17 protein-coding genes and 1 pseudogene are annotated in these 17643 nt (G+C 69.3%); 2 read left to right on the forward strand and 16 right to left on the reverse strand.

The features are described 5' to 3' along the window. The first annotated feature begins 31 nt into the window (after positions 1-31). The gene (ggt, locus tag CFB35_RS15130) at positions 32-1909 is read left to right on the forward strand and encodes a gamma-glutamyltransferase (RefSeq protein ID WP_059576025.1); all 1878 of its coding nucleotides are present in this window, start codon (positions 32-34) and stop codon (positions 1907-1909) included. Positions 1910-1958: 49 nt separating this feature from the next. On the opposite strand, the gene CFB35_RS15135 is transcribed toward ggt, so the two are convergent. From CFB35_RS15135 to CFB35_RS15160, 6 genes are all read right to left on the reverse strand, one after another. After that, positions 1959-2927 carry an ABC transporter permease subunit gene (locus CFB35_RS15135; RefSeq protein ID WP_059576022.1) on the reverse strand — a complete coding sequence of 323 codons (969 nt, stop codon included), beginning with the start codon at positions 2925-2927 and terminating at the stop codon, positions 1959-1961. Beyond that, a complete protein-coding gene (locus tag CFB35_RS15140) occupies positions 2927-3724 on the reverse strand; it encodes a taurine ABC transporter ATP-binding protein (RefSeq protein ID WP_059576019.1) in 798 nt (265 codons plus the stop codon). The genes CFB35_RS15135 and CFB35_RS15140 overlap by 1 nt, the downstream gene beginning before the upstream one ends. 40 nt (positions 3725-3764) lie before the next feature. Further along, positions 3765-4781 carry a taurine ABC transporter substrate-binding protein gene (gene tauA, locus CFB35_RS15145; protein WP_059576016.1) on the reverse strand — a complete coding sequence of 339 codons (1017 nt, stop codon included), beginning with the start codon at positions 4779-4781 and terminating at the stop codon, positions 3765-3767. Between the two features lie 257 nt (positions 4782-5038). Then, positions 5039-6031, reverse strand: coding sequence for a lipoyl synthase (gene lipA, locus CFB35_RS15150; RefSeq protein WP_059576014.1), 993 nt, complete (start codon positions 6029-6031; stop codon positions 5039-5041). Then, on the reverse strand, positions 6024-6779 hold the full coding sequence (lipB, locus tag CFB35_RS15155; RefSeq protein ID WP_059576011.1) for a lipoyl(octanoyl) transferase LipB: 756 nt from the start codon (positions 6777-6779) through the stop codon (positions 6024-6026). The genes lipA and lipB overlap by 8 nt, the downstream gene beginning before the upstream one ends. A gap of 84 nt (positions 6780-6863) precedes the next feature. Beyond that, entirely contained in the window at positions 6864-7190 is a 327-nt protein-coding gene (locus CFB35_RS15160) for a DUF2917 domain-containing protein (RefSeq protein WP_059576155.1), read from the reverse strand. 102 nt (positions 7191-7292) lie between these two features. Between CFB35_RS15160 and CFB35_RS15165 the strand changes: the two genes are divergently transcribed. Further along, complete coding sequence (locus tag CFB35_RS15165) at positions 7293-8282, forward strand: transcriptional regulator GcvA (RefSeq protein ID WP_059576008.1); 990 nt, start codon at positions 7293-7295, stop codon at positions 8280-8282. A gap of 22 nt (positions 8283-8304) precedes the next feature. On the opposite strand, the gene CFB35_RS15170 is transcribed toward CFB35_RS15165, so the two are convergent. The 10 genes and pseudogenes from CFB35_RS15170 to CFB35_RS15215 all read right to left on the reverse strand — a co-directional run bounded on the left by CFB35_RS15170 (position 8305) and on the right by CFB35_RS15215 (position 17350). Continuing rightward, positions 8305-8613, reverse strand: a complete 309-nt coding sequence (locus tag CFB35_RS15170; RefSeq protein WP_011546305.1) for a YbeD family protein — start codon at positions 8611-8613, stop codon at positions 8305-8307. Further along, positions 8613-9539 carry a D-amino acid aminotransferase gene (locus CFB35_RS15175; protein ID WP_059576005.1) on the reverse strand — a complete coding sequence of 309 codons (927 nt, stop codon included), beginning with the start codon at positions 9537-9539 and terminating at the stop codon, positions 8613-8615. The genes CFB35_RS15170 and CFB35_RS15175 overlap by 1 nt, the downstream gene beginning before the upstream one ends. A 48-nt stretch (positions 9540-9587) precedes the next feature. Beyond that, positions 9588-10898 (reverse strand): D-alanyl-D-alanine carboxypeptidase family protein, encoded by a 1311-nt coding sequence (locus CFB35_RS15180; RefSeq protein ID WP_089465182.1) that lies wholly within the window; start codon positions 10896-10898, stop codon positions 9588-9590. 508 nt (positions 10899-11406) lie between these two features. Beyond that, complete coding sequence (locus tag CFB35_RS15185) at positions 11407-12051, reverse strand: alpha/beta hydrolase (RefSeq protein WP_012329296.1); 645 nt, start codon at positions 12049-12051, stop codon at positions 11407-11409. A 13-nt stretch (positions 12052-12064) separates the two neighbouring features. Beyond that, a complete protein-coding gene (locus tag CFB35_RS15190; RefSeq protein ID WP_027785549.1) occupies positions 12065-12382 on the reverse strand; it encodes a ferredoxin in 318 nt (105 codons plus the stop codon). Positions 12383-12526: 144 nt separating this feature from the next. After that, a complete protein-coding gene (locus tag CFB35_RS15195) occupies positions 12527-13678 on the reverse strand; it encodes a VanZ family protein (protein WP_059576002.1) in 1152 nt (383 codons plus the stop codon). Between the two features lie 43 nt (positions 13679-13721). Then, positions 13722-14329, reverse strand: a pseudogene (locus CFB35_RS15200) (ABC-type transport auxiliary lipoprotein family protein). Between the two features lie 38 nt (positions 14330-14367). Beyond that, positions 14368-15297: an MlaD family protein gene (locus tag CFB35_RS15205; protein WP_059575996.1), complete on the reverse strand. Its 930-nt coding sequence runs from the start codon at positions 15295-15297 to the stop codon at positions 14368-14370. A gap of 17 nt (positions 15298-15314) precedes the next feature. Further along, positions 15315-16229, reverse strand: a complete 915-nt coding sequence (locus CFB35_RS15210) for an ABC transporter ATP-binding protein (RefSeq protein ID WP_059575994.1) — start codon at positions 16227-16229, stop codon at positions 15315-15317. Further along, positions 16226-17350, reverse strand: coding sequence for an ABC transporter permease (locus tag CFB35_RS15215; RefSeq protein ID WP_059575991.1), 1125 nt, complete (start codon positions 17348-17350; stop codon positions 16226-16228). The genes CFB35_RS15210 and CFB35_RS15215 overlap by 4 nt, the downstream gene beginning before the upstream one ends. Positions 17351-17643 lie beyond the last annotated feature (293 nt).

Raw genomic sequence — 17643 nt, forward strand, 5'->3', positions numbered from 1 at the left:
CTCGTTCGAATTCACTGCCGCCGAGGGTTCAATGTTCGACCGGATTCGTCCGCATTCGCGTCCCTGGACGCTCGCTGCCGCCGTCGCGCTCGTCACGTTCGGCGCCGGCTGCACGTCCCCGTCCGCGCCGTCGTCCAGCGCGGTGGTGCCCGTCGCCGCCGCATCGGGCGCGGCCGTGCCGCTGCCCGGCTTCCACGCGCCCGAGCTGTCGTCCGGCTGGACCGACAAGCCGGGCTGGACCTCGCAGCACTTCATGATCGCGGCCGCGAACCCGCTCGCGACGCAGGCCGGCTACGACATGCTGAAGGCGGGCGGCACCGCGATCGACGCGGCGATCGCGACGCAGATGGTGCTCGCGCTCGTCGAGCCGCAATCGTCGGGCATCGGCGGCGGCGCGTTCATGCTGTACTTCGACGGCAAGGCGACGCAGGCGTACGACGGCCGCGAAACCGCGCCGGCCGCCGCGACCGAGCGCCTCTTCTACGGGCCGACCGGCCAGCCGATGAGTTTCTACGAAGGCGTCGTCGGCGGACGCTCGGTCGGCACGCCGGGCGTGCTGCGCATGCTCGACGCCGCGCACCGCGCGCACGGCAAGCTGCCGTGGCGGCGGCTGTTCCAGCCGGCCATCCGGCTCGCCGAGCGCGGCTTCACGATCAGCCCGCGCCTGGCGATGCTGATCGCGAACGACAGGTACCTGAAGAACGATCCGGCGGCCCGCGCCTATTTCTACAACGCCGACGGCACGCCGAAGGCCGCCGGCACGGTGCTGAAGAACCCGGCGCTCGCGACCGTGCTGCGTCAGGTCGCCGACCGCGGCGCGAACGCGTTCTACAACGGCGCGATCGCGCGCGACATCGTCGCGAAGGTACGCAAGCACCCGAGCAACCCGGGGCTGCTGTCGCTGCAGGATCTCGCGCGCTACCAGGCGAAGGTGCGTGCGCCGCTGTGCGCCGACTACCGGCGCTCGGTCGTGTGCGGAATGCCGCCGCCGTCGTCGGGCGGCCTCGCGATCGCGCAGATGCTCGGCATGCTCGAGGCGATGCCCGACTGGCAGCAGATCGGCGCGCAGAAGCCGGTGCGCAACGAAGTCGGCTACGAGCCGACGCCGTTCGCCGCGCATCTGTTCAGCGAGGCCGGGCGCCTCGCGTATGCGGACCGCGCGCGCTACGTCGCCGATCCCGATTTCGTGCCGCTGCCGGGCGGCAACTGGGCGAGCCTCACCGACAAGGCCTATCTCGCGCAGCGTGCGCGGCTGATCGGCGACACCAGCATGGGCGTCGCGCAGGCCGGCACGCCGCAGGGCGCGACGCTCGCGCTGGCCGACGACCGCAGCCCCGAATTGCCGTCGACGTCCGACATCGCGATCGTCGACCGCTACGGGCAGGCGCTGTCGATGACGACCAGCATCGAGGATGCGTTCGGCTCGCGGCTGATGGTGCGCGGCTTCATGCTGAACAACCAGTTGACCGATTTCTCGTTCGTGTCGAGCGAGAACGGCCGGCCGGTCGCCAATCGCGTGCAGCCCGGCAAGCGGCCGCGCTCGGCGATGTCGCCGGAACTCGTGTTCGACAAGAAGACGAAGCAGGTGACGATGATCGTCGGCTCTGCCGGCGGCCCCGCGATCATCAATCACGTCGCGAAGACGCTGGTCGGCGTGCTCGACTGGGGCATGACGATGCAGCAGGCGATCGCGCTGCCGAACTTCGGGTCGATGAACGGGCCGACGCAGCTCGAACGCGGCCGCGTGTCGGACGCGCTCGCCGACGGGCTGAAGGGCCGCGGGCACGACGTGCAGGTCGTCGAGATGAACTCGGGGCTGCAGGGCATCCAGCGGCTGAACGTGCAGGGGCAGACGGTGTGGTTCGGCGGGGCCGATCCGCGGCGCGAAGGGGTCGCGATGGGGGATTGAGTGCGACAGGCAGCGGCGACGCGCGTGCGCCGCCGCTGCCTGCATGACGTCAACCCCTTCCCTTCCACGGCACCACGCGCCGCTCGACCCAGCGCATCGCGAGATCGAACAGCCACGCGATCGCGCCGATGATCAGGATGCCCATCACGACGATGTCGGTGCGCAGGAAGCTCGATGCGTTGAGCACCATCTGCCCGAGGCCGGCCGTCGCGGCGACCATCTCGGCCGCGACGAGCGTCGTCCAGCCGAACCCGATCGCGATCCGCAGCCCGGTGAGGATCTCCGGCAGCGCGGCGGGCAGCACCACGTGGCGCACGATCTGCGCGAAGCTGCCGCCGAGCGAATACGCGGCGTTGATCTGCTCGACCGTCGCCGCGCGCACGCCGGCGCGCGCGGCCATCGCGATCGGCGCGAAGCACGCGAGGAAGATCACGACGAGTTTCGCCGTCTCGTCGATGCCGAACCAGATCACGACGAGCGGCAGATAGGCGAGCGGCGGCAGCGGCCGATAGAACTCCAGCAGCGGATCGAGCACGCCGCGCGCGACGCGGCTCACGCCCATCAGGATGCCGGCCGGCACGCCGATCGCGGTTGCGAGCACGAACGCGCCGAACACGCGCGCGGCACTCCACAACAGATGGTCGGACAGCGGCAGGCCGCCCTGGATACGGCCGTGCCACGCGTCGACGAACGCGGTCCACACCGCTTCGGGCGCGGGCAGGAACAGCGGCGGCAGCCACTGCAGATGCGTCGCGACCCACCACAGCACGGCCAGCGCCGCGATCGTCGCCGTGCTGAGCGCGGCCGTTTTCCCTTGCCCCGGCAACCGGTAGCGGTGCGATGGGCGTGCGGGATGCGCCGCGTGGCGCCGCTGCGCCGCGCGCGCATCCCGTTCTTCGAAATCGGCGGGCGCGCGATCGGCCGCCCAGGAATCCTGCGTGCTCATGTCGTCCTGCCTGTGCAAAGTGCTGTTCCGGCCGCGCCCGACGGCCACGCCGTGTCGCGCGAGCTCGCTCATCACGCGGGCTCCGCGACCGCGTCGTCGCGATGCAGATACGCGATCAGCCGCTCGCGCCAGCCGATGAATTCCGGCGACGACTTCACCGCGCGCGCATCGCGCGATTCGACGTAACGCCGAGCGAACGGCAGCGCGAAGGTTTCTGCGATGCGGCCGGGGCCTGGCGTCATCACGACGAGACGCGTCGCGAGAAACAACGCCTCCTCCACGTCGTGCGTGATGAAGAACACCGTCTTGCCGGTGCGCGCCCACACGTCGAGCACGAGCGCCTGCATCGTGCCGCGCGTCATCGCATCGAGCGCGCCCATCGGCTCGTCCATCAGCAGCACGCGCGGGTCGCTCGCGAGCGCACGCGCGATGCCGACGCGCTGCTGCATCCCGCCCGACAGTTCGTACACGCGCGCATGCGCATGACGCTCGAGGCCGACGAGCGCGAGCATCTCGCGCGCCCGCGCTTCGCGCTCGGCCTTCGGCACGCGCGCGAAGCGCAGCCCGAGCGCGACGTTGTCGAGCACGTCGAGCCACGGCAGCAGCGCGTACTTCTGGAACACGACGCCGCGATCGGCGCCGGGGCCCGTGACCGGCACGCCGTCGACGCGCACGTCGCCCGTCGTCGGCGCGACGAAGCCGGCCATGCAGTTGAGCAGCGTCGTCTTTCCGCACCCGGATGCACCGAGCGCGACGACGAATTCACCGGCATCGATGCGCAGGTCGACGCGCGCGAGCGCCTGCGTCGTCGGCCTGCCGCGCTCGCCCGGGTAGGCGACCGATACCTGACGGACTTCCAGCGTGCTCATGATCGAAGGGCTCCGCGACGAGTGGGCTGAACGGCCGCGCTCAGCGCGCGGCCTTCTGCACGAACTGCGGATCGACGCCGACCGAATAGTCGGCGAGCACCGTCTGGATCGTGCCTTGCGATTTGAGGAACGTGGCCGTGGCCGCGAGCGACTTCGCGGCGCCCGATTGCGCGCCGCCGCCGAGCCACGTCGGCGAAGCCTGCTCGGCCGCCGTCGGGAACGCGTAGAGCGCGAGGCTGGCCGGCACGTCCTGCGCGTTCGCGCCGGACACCTTCGCGACCGCCGCGACCTGCGGCGAGCCGACCTTCCACGCCGCCGCATGCGCGCGGTAGTCGGCGTCCGCCGCCGCGAGCACCTTCACGAAACGCGTGACGAATTCGGGGTTCTCGCGCGCGAACTTGCGGCTCACGACGAAGCCGTCGAAGGTCGCCTTGCCACTTTCTTTCGCAACCTGGCCGGACGTCGTCAGCACGGTGCCCGACTGCTTGACCTTCGCGAGCACCGGATCCCAGATGTAGGTCGCGTCGATGTCGCCGCGCGTCCATGCGGCCGCGACTTCGGGCGGACGCAGGTTGACGATCTTCACGTCGTTCGGATTGACGCCCGCGGCCTGCAGCGCGACGAGCGTATGGAAATGCGACGTCGACACGAACGGCACGCCGATCTTCTTGCCCTTCAACGCCGCGATGCTCGTGACGCCCGAGCCGTTGCGCGCGACGAGCGCCTCGGCGTCGTTGATGTTGTCGAGCACCCAGAACAGCGAGATGTCGAGCCCCTGCGACAGGCCGGCCGCGATCGGGCTCGACCCGGCTTCCCCGAGCTGCACGGAGCCCGACGCGAGCGCGCGGATCACGTCGGCGCCGCTGTCGAGCTTGCGGAACGTGACCTTGTAGCCGGTCGCCTTTTCGACTTCACCGCTCGCCTGCGCGTAGCGCCACGGCACGACCATGTCCTGGTACGCGATCACGACCTCGCGCGATTCGGCGTGCGCCGCGCCGAGCGCGGCAAAGGCGGTCAGCGCAACGACGGCGCGGCGGATGAAGCTGAAACGGGACATGCGGCTCTCCTTCGGAATACGGGCATTGCTGCGGGAGAGCCGACTTTACGGGCTTTGCGCGCGGCGGGAGCGAACTTATCCTGCGAAGCTATCGATGCCGTTTCAGCTTTGCTTTTCATGCTCGACCGGATTGCGCGTCCGGTCGGGTAACGATTGCCGTGCGCAGGCACGGATAACCGCCGCGCCAACGAAAAAGCCCGCATCGCTGCGGGCTTTGTGAATTGCGGGACTTCTGCCGATGGACGCGAACGCGGCGCTCAGACCACCCCCGCCCCATGCGCCTGCAGATCGGCGTGATAGCTCGAGCGCACCATCGCGCCGACGGCCGCGTGCGTGAAGCCCATCTTGTACGCCTCTTCCTCGTACATCTTGAACGTATCGGGATGCACGTAAGCCCGCACCGGCAGGTGGTGCTCGGACGGCTGCAGGTACTGGCCGATCGTCAGCATGTCGACGTCGTGCGCGCGCAGGTCGCGCATCACCTGCAGGATTTCCTCTTCGGTCTCGCCGAGGCCGACCATCAGGCCCGACTTCGTCGCGACGTCCGGATGCAGCGCCTTGAAGTCCTTCAGCAGCTTCAGCGAGTGCGCGTAGTCCGAACCCGGGCGCGCTTCCTTGTACAGGCGCGGCACCGTTTCGAGGTTGTGGTTCATCACGTCGGGCGGCGCGGCGTTCAGGATCGAGATCGCGCGGTCGAGACGGCCGCGGAAATCCGGCGTCAGGATCTCGATGCGCGTGTCGGGCGACTGCTCGCGCACTTCGCGGATGCATTCGACGAAGTGGGCGGCGCCGCCGTCGCGCAGGTCGTCGCGGTCGACGCTCGTGATCACCACGTACTTGAGCTTCAGCGCGGCGATCGTGCGCGCGAGGTTCTTCGGTTCGTCCGCGTCGAGCGGATCGGGACGGCCGTGGCCGACGTCGCAGAACGGGCAGCGGCGCGTGCACTTGTCGCCCATGATCATGAACGTCGCGGTGCCCTTGCCGAAGCATTCGCCGATGTTCGGGCAGCTCGCTTCCTCGCACACGGTGTGCAGGTTGTGCTCGCGCAGGATCGTCTTGATCTCGTTGAAGCGCGAACTGCCGGTGGCCGCCTTCACGCGGATCCACTCGGGCTTCTTCAGCTTCTCGATCGGAATGACCTTGATCGGGATGCGCGCCGTCTTCGCCTGCGCCTTCTGCTTGGCGGTCGGATCGTAGGCCGGGGTCGCGGCCGAATCGGCCGGTGCGGGAGAAGCGGTAACGTCAGTCATTCGATTGTTCCAGTGCGTGCGGCTTGTCGGCGGCCGCGGGTGCGCCGTCGAGGTTGGCGATCAGACGCCCCACCAGCGTGTGGGCGACGTCGTTCCAGTCGGCGGCAACCTCGAGGCTCGCCATGTCGACGGTTTCCAGTCCGGCATAGCCGCACGGATTGATCGCAAGAAACGGGCGCAGATCCATCTTCACGTTCAGGCTCAGCCCGTGATAGCTGCAGCCGTTGCGGATCTTCAGGCCGAGCGCGGCGATTTTCGCGCCCTCGTGCACGCCGGATGCCACGTAGATCCCCGGCGCGCCCGCCTTGCGGACCGAAGCGAGATTATACGCCGCGAGGGTTTCGATCACGGCCTCCTCGATCTTCGTCACGAGCGTGCGCACCATCAGCTTGCGCCGGCGCAAGTCCAGCAGCAGGTAGACGACGATCTGGCCGGGGCCGTGGTAGGTGATTTGCCCGCCGCGGTCGACCTTCACGAGCGGCACACCGCTGTCGGCCACCAACAGGTGCGCGGGGTCGCCGGCCTGGCCGAGCGTGTAGACGGGCGGATGCTCGACCACCCAGATCTCGTCGCCGGTGTCGGCCGTGCGCGTGTCGGTGAACGCGCGCATCGCGTCGAAGCTCGCTTCGTACGCCTCGCGGCCCCGCCACCGCACGGTGACCGGCTGGGCCGGCTGATCCGGGGCTCCGGCGGGCGATGCGGAAACGGCGACAGGCGTGGACACGATGGAAACCGGCGAAACGGACATGGGCGGTAGTTTACCGAAAACCCGTGGGTCTCGCCGGCCTGGGCAGGGGGACGGATCGCCGGTATCCGTCGGATGAAACGAGGGTCAGACGGTGCGCCAGCCGTCGTGGAACAGCGCGCTCACGCGTTCGCGCAGCCGGGTCAGCCCGCCGAGCGCGACCTCCCGCGGCGGCCGCGACACCGAGAACGCGACGCACGCGCCCTGGCGGCCTTCCGCGCTGAGCCACAGCCGTTCGCCGCGGCGCAGCTTGAGCGTCTCGCCGTCGGCCAGGAAGTAGTCGTCGACGTCGTTGCTGCGCGTCGCCCAGACCGGCCCGCACTGGACGGTCAGCCGCGTGCTGCGTTGCACCTTCATCGGCACGGTTTCGCCCGGGGGAATTTCGAACGTGATGCTTGAAGAGATTTCTTGCATGATCGACTCCGCCAATAAGTGCTTCGATGGCTACAATCGTAGTCATTCAAAGGCGTCCGACCAAACGACCAATTTTCACGACGATGTGAGGAAAATTAGCAAATGGACCTCCGCCAGCTCCCGGCGCTGAACGCGATTCGCGCGTTCGAGGCCGCCGCCCGCCACGAGAACTTCTCGCGCGCCGCCGACGAGCTGTTCGTCACGCACGGCGCGGTCAGCCACCAGGTGCGCGCGCTCGAGGAGGAGCTCGGCGTGCAGCTCTTCACCCGCAACGGCAAGCGGCTGTGCCTGACCGACGCCGGCATGCGCTACGCGCAGCAGGTCCGCACCGCGCTGATGGTGATCGCCGACGCGACGCGCGACGTGCGCGCGAGCGACCGCGACCGGCGGCTGGTGGTGTCGATGCTGTCGTCGTTCGCCGCGCGCTTCATCACGCCGCGCATCGGCACGTTCATCGAACGGCATCCGGAAATCGACGTCGAGCTGCAGTCGACCAACTCGCTCACCGATTTCGCGCGCGACGACGTCGATCTCGCGATCCGCTTCGGCTTCGGCAGCTATCCGGGGCTCCACGTGGAGCCGCTGTTCGAGGAGGTGTTCTTTCCGGCGTGCGCGCCGACGCTGAACGGCGGCAAGCTGCCGCAGACGCCCGCCGATCTCGTGCACTACCCGCTGCTGCGCTCGGACGACGAACTGTGGCGGCCGTGGTTCGACGCGGCCGGGCTCGATACGTTGACCGAGCCGAAACGCGGGATCCTGTACCAGGATTCGTCGAACCTGCTGCTGGCCGCGATCGAGGGCCAGGGCATCGCGCTGGTGCGCCGCTCGCTCGCGGTGCACGACCTGCTCGACGGGCGCATCGTGCGCCTGTTCGACATCGACGGGCCGAGCCCGTGGCACTATTTTTTCGTGTGTCCGCCGCCGCTGCTGAACACGCCGCGCGTGCAGGCGTTCCGGACCTGGCTGTTCGAGGAAGTGGCCGAATTCAAGCGGCTGTGCGACGAGCTGGACGCGCGGCGCGCGGCGGGGAAATGCCCCGCCGAGTGCGCGCTGGAGGGAGGATGGAAAGGGATCAGCGGCCGTTTGCGCTGATCCCGGACGCCGGAACGGACGCTTAAAGGACGACCTTGACCATCGGATGGCCGGTCAGCGCGCGGTAGATGTTGTCGAGCTGTTCCTGGCTCGTCGCGCGCACGGTGATCGTGAGGCCCGTGTAATTGCCGCCGCTCGATGCGCGCTCCTCGATCTTCTCCACGTCGATCTCGTTGTCGTGAACGGCGACGACCTTGAAGATCGTGTCCTTGAACTCGGGGTGCGCCTTGCCCATGATCTTGATCGGGAAATCGCACGGAAACTCCAGCAGCGACTCCTTCCGGGTCTCGATCGCGCCGGTCACCTCGACGGTTTTGGTCGGTTCGCTCATCACTTTCTCCGGGTTAGGTCAAACTGTTCAAACTCGCGTGCCTTCGCACGCTGGTACGCGTCGTACAACGCCGCGAACACGGGCCCCGGCTTGCCGCCCTGCACGGGCAGATCGTCGAGCGACGTGACAGGCAGGATTTCCTTCGTGGCCGACGTGATCATGATTTCGTCCGCCGAGCGCAGCTCGACCTCGCTGATCTCGCGCGCGACGAACCGGATCCCGCATTCCTCGGCCAACTGCTCGACGAGCGCGTAGCGGATCCCTTCGAGGATCCTGTTGCTGCGCGGCGGCGCGAACAGTTCGCCGTTCTTCACGATCCACACGTTCGACGACGACCCTTCGGTCACGTTGTCGTCGCGCAGCTGGATCGTCTCGAACGCATCGCGTTCGGCCGCATGCTGCGCCATCAATACGTTGCCGAGCAGCGAGATCGACTTGATGTCGCAATGCAGCCAGCGGCGATCCTCGGCCGTCACGCAGCGCACGCCCTTCGCGCGCTCCTCCGCCGACGGCAGCCGCAGCGGGCTCGTCATCGCGAACACCGTCGGCACCGCGTTCGCCGGGAACGCGTGGCCGCGCTTCGCGACGCCGCGCGTGACCTGCAGGTAGACGAGCGCGTTGCCGTCGCCGAGGCCTTCGGCGTTCGCCGCGACCAGCCGCTCGATCAGCGCGCGCCAGCCCGCCGCGTCGTGCGGGTTGTCGATGCCGATCTTCTTCAGGCTGCGCGCGAGCCGGTCCAGATGCTGCTCGATCCGGAACGGCACGTGCGCGCCGTCGTGCGCATAAACGGGGACGACTTCATACACGCCGTCGCCGAAGATGAATCCGCGGTCGAGCACCGGCACACGGGCTTCGGACAGCGGCACCAGTTCCTCCTGCGACGAGACGCTGAGGTAGACGATCGGTTCGAATTCGGCTTGGCTCATGGCTATGTCAGATGGGGATGAAGTCGTGAAAACAAAGGCCCGTCGCGCTTACTTCTTCTTGCTGAACATCAGCAGGATCGAGTCCCAGATACGACCGAAGATACCCGCTTCCGGCACGGCCTGCAGCGCGACGACCGGGAATTCGGACAGCGTCTTGCCGTCGGCGACGATCTTCACGGTGCCGACCTGCTGGCCTTGCGCGAGCGGCGCGATCAGCGGCGCGTTGACGTCCACTTCGGTCTTGACCTTGTCGCCGAGGCCGCGCGGCACGGTCGCCCACTGGTCGCTCTTCATGCCGACCTGCACGGTGTTGTCCTTGCCCTTGTAGATGCGCGGCGTCGAGATCGCCTGGCCGCCCTTGAACAGGCGCACCGAATCGAACGCGCTGTAGCCGTAGTTCAGCATCTTCATGCTGTCCTGCGTGCGGTCGCTTTCCTTCTGCTCGCCCATCATCACCGACACGAGGCGGCGCTGGCCGTCGACGCCCGGAATCGCGCGCTTGGCCGATGCGATCAGGCAGTAGCCGGCCGCCTGCGTGTGGCCCGTCTTCAGGCCGTCGACCGTCGGGTCGAGCCACAGCAGCCGGTTGCGGTTGCCCTGGCGGATGTTGTTGTACTTGAATTCCTTCTCCGAGAAGATGCCGTAGTACTGCGGAAAATCGCGGATCAGGTGCGCGGACAGCTTCGCGAGGTCGCCGGCCGTCGTGTAGTGGTTCGGATCGGGCATGCCGTTCACGTCGGCGAAGTGCGTGCCCTTCATGCCGAGGCGCTGCGCCTCGTCGTTCATCAGCGTGACGAACTGCCCTTCGCTGCCGCCGACGAGTTCGGCCAGCGCGATCGCGGCATCGTTGCCCGACTGGATGATCATCCCGTACACGAGGTCGTGCACGGACACCGGCTTGTTCGCCTCGATGAACATGCGCGACTCGTCGCGGCCGACGCGGCGCACGGCCTCGCTCGGCGTGACGATCTGCTCCATCGAGATCTTCTTCTTGTCGAGCGCCTCGAACACGAGGTACGCCGTCATCAGCTTCGTCAGCGACGCCGGCTCGACGCGTTCGTCCGCATTGCCCGATGCGAGCACCGTGTTGCTCGTCGCGTCGACGAGCACCCACGAGCGCGCGTTCACGCCCGGCGGCGGCACCGCGCCCGGCATGTAGGTCGCGGGCGCGCCGGTGAACTGCTCGGCGGCCGGCGCCGAATGCGCGGCCTTGGCCTTGGCGGCCGGCTTCGCCTCGGCGACGACGATCGTCGAGGCGAGCGCGACGGGCAGCATCACGCCGAGCGCGACGTTGCGCGCGGCGGTGCCGAAGGCGATGGAGGAAGCGAGGGACTTGAGGCCTTGGGAAGACAGACGCATGATCGATTCAGGCTGATGGCAGAAAGTGCGGTGCGAAACGCGCAGGGTTGAACGGCAAGGCGGCGGGCGTGTCGGGCGCTCGCCCGACACCGTCGGGCGACGCGAAACGCGCCGGTTGGACTCGTGCGGGCGCGTTCGGTTCGCGGCCGTCGCGAGCGGGCGGACAGGCGGCAAAACGAGCGCCGCATGGGCCCAGCCGGGCCGCGGGCAACGCGGAAGCGGCCATTATACGTGGCCGCGAACGGCGTTTTCGCGAACCGGGCGGCAGGCGCCCGGCTATCGGCTGCGAAAGCATGACACGGGAATGCAGCGGGCAGGCATGCGCGAAGCCGCGCGAAAGGCGGGCGCAGGCGGCGTGCCAGTCGCGTTGCGCGGCCCCAGAGCCGGCACCGCGCCGCGCAGTGCGGCGCGATGTCGCGCGAGGTTGCGCGCGGCAAGGAGTGCGCACCGACCGGATGCGCCGGTACGTGATACGGGCACCGGGCTCAGGCCGGCGCCCGCATGCGGGCTAGCGCCACGCGTCGACGATGATGCGCTTCAGCACGTGCAGCTTGCGATGAAGGAAATGCTCGGCGCCGGGAATCACGACGACCGGCAGCTCCTGCGGCCGCGCCCAGTCGTACACCGACGCGATCGGCACCGTGTCGTCGGTCTCGCCGTGGATCACGAGCGTGTTCTCGGGCACGTCGGCCACCTGCCAGCGGCTCGCGGCCGTGCCGACGAACACCATCCGCTCGATCGTCTCGCCCGCGTCGCGCAGGCGCTTCGCGACGTGCGACAGCACGAAGGTGCCGAACGAGAAACCCGCGAGCACGAGCGGCAGATCCGCATACGCGGGCTGCGCGCGCATGTGCGCGAGCACCGCGAGCAGGTCGTCGGCCTCGCCCGTGCCGTTGTCGTGCACGCCTTCGGTCGCGCCGACGCCGCGGAAGTTCGACCGGTAGACGACGTAGTTCAGCTGCACGAGCGTGCGCGCCAGTGTTTGCGCGACCTTGTTGTCCATCGTGCCGCCGAACAGCGGATGCGGATGCGCGACGAGCGCGATGCCGCGCGGCGCGGCGCCGCCCTCGCGCACGGCGTCGGGCAGGTCGACCGCGATTTCGATCTGGCCGACCGGGCCCGCGATCAGCGATTTCTGCGTATGAACGTTCATTGCGCCGGCCCGCTCAGATCTTCAGGCGGTCGACGACCTTGCCGTCGCGCAGGTGCGACTCGACGATCTCGTCGATGTCGGCCTGGTCGACGTACGTGTACCACGTGCCTTCCGGATACACGACCATCACCGGCCCTTCCTCGCAGCGGTCGAGGCAGCCGGCCTTGTTGATGCGGACCTTGCCGGGCCCCGCGAGACCGAGCTCCTTCACGCGCTTTTTCGCGTATTCCTGCATGGTCTGCGCATTGCATTGCGCGCAGCTCGGACGCTCGGCGCCCGGATCGCGCTGGTTCAGGCAGAAGAAGACGTGGTGCTGGTAGTAGGAATCCATGGTGATGACGAGCGGCCCGGCGCGAGGCCGTGCGCAAAGAGGGGCGATGAATTGCCGTTGCGCGACGCGGCAACGGAGGATGCGGACGATTATAGCGACCGGCGCACGCGGCTGCCCGCGGCGCGGCCGCCGCCGGCTGCCGCGTCAGCGGCGCAGCGCGGCCGGCAGCCACGCGTGCTCGACGCGCTGGCCGAGCCAGATCAGCGCCGCGTAGGGCCAGATCCACGCGAGCCAGCGCGCGAGGCTGTTGAAGTGCACGTAGCGGCCCTGCCGCCAGCCCGACAGCGTGAAGTCGAAGAACGGGTTGACCGGCAGCAGGTTCACGAGCGCGACGCCGGCCAAGAGCGCGAGCGCCGCGAGCATCGCGCGCCACGTTGCCGGCACGCGCAACGCGACGAGCGCCGCCGCGAAACCGAGCTCGATGCCGAGCCGCGCGCCGGGCGTCGCCCACACGACGACGAGGCCGGTGGCCGACTGCATGAACGTCGCGGCCGCCTTCAGCACGAGCGTGGCGACCACCAGCGCGACGAGCAGCCGGATGCGCGGCGCGCGCGGGCGCATCGCGAGCGACGCGATCGCCAGCGCCGCGAACAGCATCAGCCCGCCGAGCACGGCTTCCCACGCGGAATCGGACAGCCAGCCGTCGACCCGCTCGGGCCATTCGCTGACGTGCCACGCGGCCGGCAGCCACGCGAGCAGCGCGTCCTGCATCGACGCGTCGGCGCGCTCCCACAACGCGGCCGGCCAGTCGCCGATGCCGAACAGGAACGGCGACGGAAACACGATCGCGAACGGCCACAGCGCGGCGAGCAGCAGCGGCGTCGAACCGTCGGCCTCGAGCCACGCGAAGCGCAGCCGGCGCAGCACGCCGCGGTCGAGCAGCGCGCCGGTGGCCGGCGCGGCGAGCGCCGCGCCCAGCAGCGCGCCGAGCGCGTTGGCGCCGAGATCGAGATTCGATGCGACGCGCGTCGGCAGGTAGGTCTGCAGCGCTTCCATCGCGCCCGACAGCAGCACGCCGAGCGCGCCCGCGATCAGCGTCGCGGCCACGCCCCGCCAGCGCGGGTGCAGCGCCAGCACGCCGAGCGCGCCGAACGGCAGATAGCCGAGCACGTTCGTGACCACGTCGAACGCCGTCACGTAGCGCTGCATCGGCGCGAGCAGGTAATCGAACGGACCGATGCCGAGCGACACCCAGCCATCGAACGGATACAGCGACGCATAGACGATCAGCGCCGCGTAAGCGGCAAACGCCTGCCGCGCGAGCGGCGACGCGCGATGCGTGCCCGGCACGTTCATCGCGGATGCAATCGCGGATGCAATCGCGGCTGCGCGTCGGGCGTCACGGCGTGCCCGCGTACGCCTGCACGCCGACCCACGCGGCGATCTGCGACACGAGTTCGTCGCTGGCCGCGGCGAGCGCACGCGCGCCGCCGGCCGCGTCGGGCGTGCTCGACGGCGCGCGCGCGACGAACGTGCGCTGGCCGAGCACCTTGCCGTCGAGCGTCAGCGTCGCGCGCGCGGTCACCGCGCCGTGGCTTTGCGACTGCCCGTCGAAGACCTGCTCGAATTCGCTCAGGTCGACCTTGAGGGTCGGCGCGCGCACGCCGTCGACGCCTTCGAGCACCGTGCCGCGCGACGACAGCGCGCCGCGCAGGCGCTGCGTGAGCAGTTGCGCGGGCGGCGCGGTCCAGCGGCTGTCGCGATAGACGGCCACGTGCTGCGCATCGGCATAGGCGAGGCGGTACGCGAACTTGTCGGAATCGAGCGCGTCGGGCGCGGCGACGTCGAGCACCTTCAGCGCGGGGCCCGAACCGGTGGTCGCCACCGACGACGCAGGCCCCAGGTCGTAGCGGATGTTCGACAGCACCGCGCTGTTGCCGGCGCGAGCGTCAGTACGGCAAGCGCGGCCGCTGCCGGGCGCAGCGCGCGGTCAAGGATTCGTGGCATGGCGTATTCCTGCGTAAGGTTTCCGGTTTCGATGGGCGTCAGTGCCCGGCCGTCGCACCCGGCCAGACGAAGCCCGCTTCGCCCGGCCCGGGCGCCGCGCCGGGCGATCCGAACAACAGACTGCGCGGGTTGCGGCCGAGTTCACCGGCGACGTCCTTCAATTGCCGCGACGCGTCGCCGACGCTGTCGGCCAGCGCATTGAAGCGCGGCAGCGTGTCGTACTGCACGCGCGCGTTGAGGCCGTTCAGCGCGACGCCGACCTGCTCGGCGGCCGTGCCGGCCTTGTTCAGGTTCGACACGAGCGGCCCGTTCGGCTGCAGCAGCGTGTTCGCCGACGCCATCGCGCGGTTCACCTCGTGCATCGTCTCCGGCAGCGCGGTGACGGCCGGGCCGAGCTGCTTCGTCAGCGTCGCGGCGCCGTCGGCCGCGTGCTGCAGGCTTTCGGCGGTCGCACGCAGCTGCTCGCGCATCTCGGGCGACATCAGCGCGTTCGCGCTCTTCGCGGCCAGTTCGAGCTGCCGCAGCAGCACGTCGCCGCGTTCCTGGATCTGGTCGAACAGGCTCGGCCGCATCGGGATCTGCGCGATGGCCTTCGGCGACGACGGCAGCGGCGACAGATCGCGCCCCGTATCCTCCAACTGCACGAACGCGATGCCGGTCACGCCCTGGAAGCCGAGACTGCCGTAGGTCGACTGCGTGATCGGCGCGTCGTGATCGACGAGGATGCGGATCCGGATCTGGCCCGGATGCGTGCGGTCGAAGCCGATCGACTGCACCTTGCCGACGTCGAGGCCGCGAAAGCGCACGGCCGCGTCCGGAAAGAGCCCCGTCACGTTGGTGCGCGCGAGCAGGTCGTACGGCACGCGCACGGTGCGGTCGACGTTGAACCAGAACACGGTGCCCGCGATCGCGAGCGTCAGCGCGATCGTGAACAGGCCGGCCCAGAACGCATGTGATTTGTTTTCCATTCGCGGGTTCCTTGCTTCTACAGCTCGACGCTCGACAGCGCCGGTTCGAGGGCCGCCTTCGGCAGCTTCGCGCGCCGCTCGGGCGGCAGCGCCTGCAATGCGCGGCGCCCGCGCAGCCCCAGGAAATATTCGTGGATGAACGGATGGTCGACGTTCGCGGCCTCCTCGACGGGCGCCGCGACCAGCACCTTGCGGTCGGCCAGCACCGCGACGCGCGTCGACAGCGCGACCATCGTGTCGAGGTCGTGCGTCACCATCACGACGGTCAGCCCGAGCGTGCGGTGCAGCGTCGCGATCAGCTCGACGAATTCGTCCGACGCCTGCGGATCGAGGCCGGCCGTCGGCTCGTCGAGAAACAGCAGCTCGGGCTCCAGCGCGATCGCGCGCGCGATGCCGACGCGCTTCACCATCCCGCCCGACAGCGCGGCCGGCATCTTCGACGCGTGCTTGCACGGCAGCCCGACCATCTCGAGCTTCAGCATCACGATGTCGTGCAGCAGATCCGGCGGCACGCGGCCGAGCTCGCGCAGCGGCTGCGCGACGTTGTCGAACACCGTCATCGACGAGAACAGCGCGCCCTGCTGGAACAGCATCCCCGAGCGCGTGCGCATCATCCGCGCGCTTGCGTCGTCGATCGTCGCCGTATCCTCGCCGAACACCTTGATCGTGCCCGACGTCGGCCGTTCGAGGCCGAGGATCTGCCGCACGAGCGTCGTCTTGCCGGAGCCCGAGCCGCCGACGATCGACACGATCTCGCCGCGCCGCACGTCGAAGTCGAGCTTCTGGTGAATGATGTTGCGCCCGTAGCGCTTGGTCAGGTTGCGCACCTCGATCACGAGATCGCCGGCATCGACGGCCGTGCCCGGCCGGGGGCCGACCGACCCGGCGCCGATGGCCGCGGCATGCGCGGTCGTATCGTTCGATGCGTTCATCCAAGCCCCACGTTCTGGAACAGGATCGCGAACACCGCGTCGGCGAGGATCACGACCGTGATCGACGACACGACCGACGTGGTCGTGCCTTCGCCGAGGCTCTGCGAGTTCGCCTTGATCCGGAAGCCGAAATGGCACGCGACCAGCGCGATCAGCATGCCGAACACGACGCCCTTGCCGACGCCGATGTACAGGTTCGCGATCGGCACGACGCCCGGCAGCGAACGCACGAAATAGTTGATGTCGATGCCGAGCACGATCTTCGCGGCAAGCGCGCCGCCCGTCAGCGCGATGATGTTGGTCCACATCACGAGCAGCGGCATCGCGACGCCGAGCGCGAGCACGCGCGGCAGGATCAGCCGCAGCCCGTGCGGGATGCCCATCACGCGCATCGCGTCGAGCTCTTCCGTCACGCGCATCACGCCGATCTGCGCGGTGATCGCGGAGCCCGAGCGGCCCGCGACGAGGATCGCCGACAGCACGGGGCCGAGTTCGCGGATCACCGACAGCCCGAGAATGTTCACGATGTAGCGGTTCGCACCGAACATCTGCAGCTGCTGCGCCGACAGGTAGCTGAGCACGATGCCGATCAGGAACGCGACGAGCGCGGTGATCGGCAGCGCCTGCGCGCCGGCGCTGTAGATGTTCGCCGAGGTTTCCTTCCACGGCATCGTCTTCGGGCGGCGCAGCACCGACAGCGCGTCGAGGATCACGAGGCCGAACATCGCGATGCCGCCCTGCAGGTGTTCGCCGAACGCGAAGATCGCCTGGCCGAGCCGCGTGACGGGATCGACGCGCACCACGCGCTCGGGCGCCTCGCGCGCGCTGTCGAGCCGCTCGATGCGCTCGAAGATCGTGCGCTGCGTGGCGCTCAGCGCGACGCCCGCCGGCAGCTTGCGGCCCCACACGCGCCACAGCGCCTGGCCGCCGACGTGGTCGAGCCGCTCGATGCCGGACAGATCCCATTCGATGACGCGCCCGGCGGCGATGCTCGCGATGCGGCGCGCCACGGCGCCGCGGTTGCGCGCGAGCGAGAGCGCGGTCCACTGGCCGGTCAGGCGCACCGTCTGGCCCTGGCCGCCGGCGTCGACCGACAGGCCGGGAGGGGTCTCGAAGTCCAAGGGCAGGTTGTTTGCAAAAGGATGACAGCGGCCATTGTAGCGAACCGCCCGGCGCCGCGACGTGAGGATGTGGGCGGGGCACCGGGCTCGGGGCGCCGCCGGGGCGCCGGGCCGGAGCCGGGGCGGCTGGGCCGTGCCCCGACGCCGCCGAGCGTCGCGGGGCCTGTTCATGCCAATAACGGGCCTGGGCCCGTGGCCGGTATCGCGACCTTTCATTGTTCCGTCACGTTTCCTTTCGATACTCTCACGCGCCGCACGTCAGGCCGTCGGCGCGCCGCGCCGCCATTCGTGCG

It is taken from the genome of Burkholderia sp. AU16482 (genome assembly GCF_002223285.1).
Classification (GTDB): Bacteria; Pseudomonadota; Gammaproteobacteria; order Burkholderiales; family Burkholderiaceae; genus Burkholderia; species Burkholderia semiarida.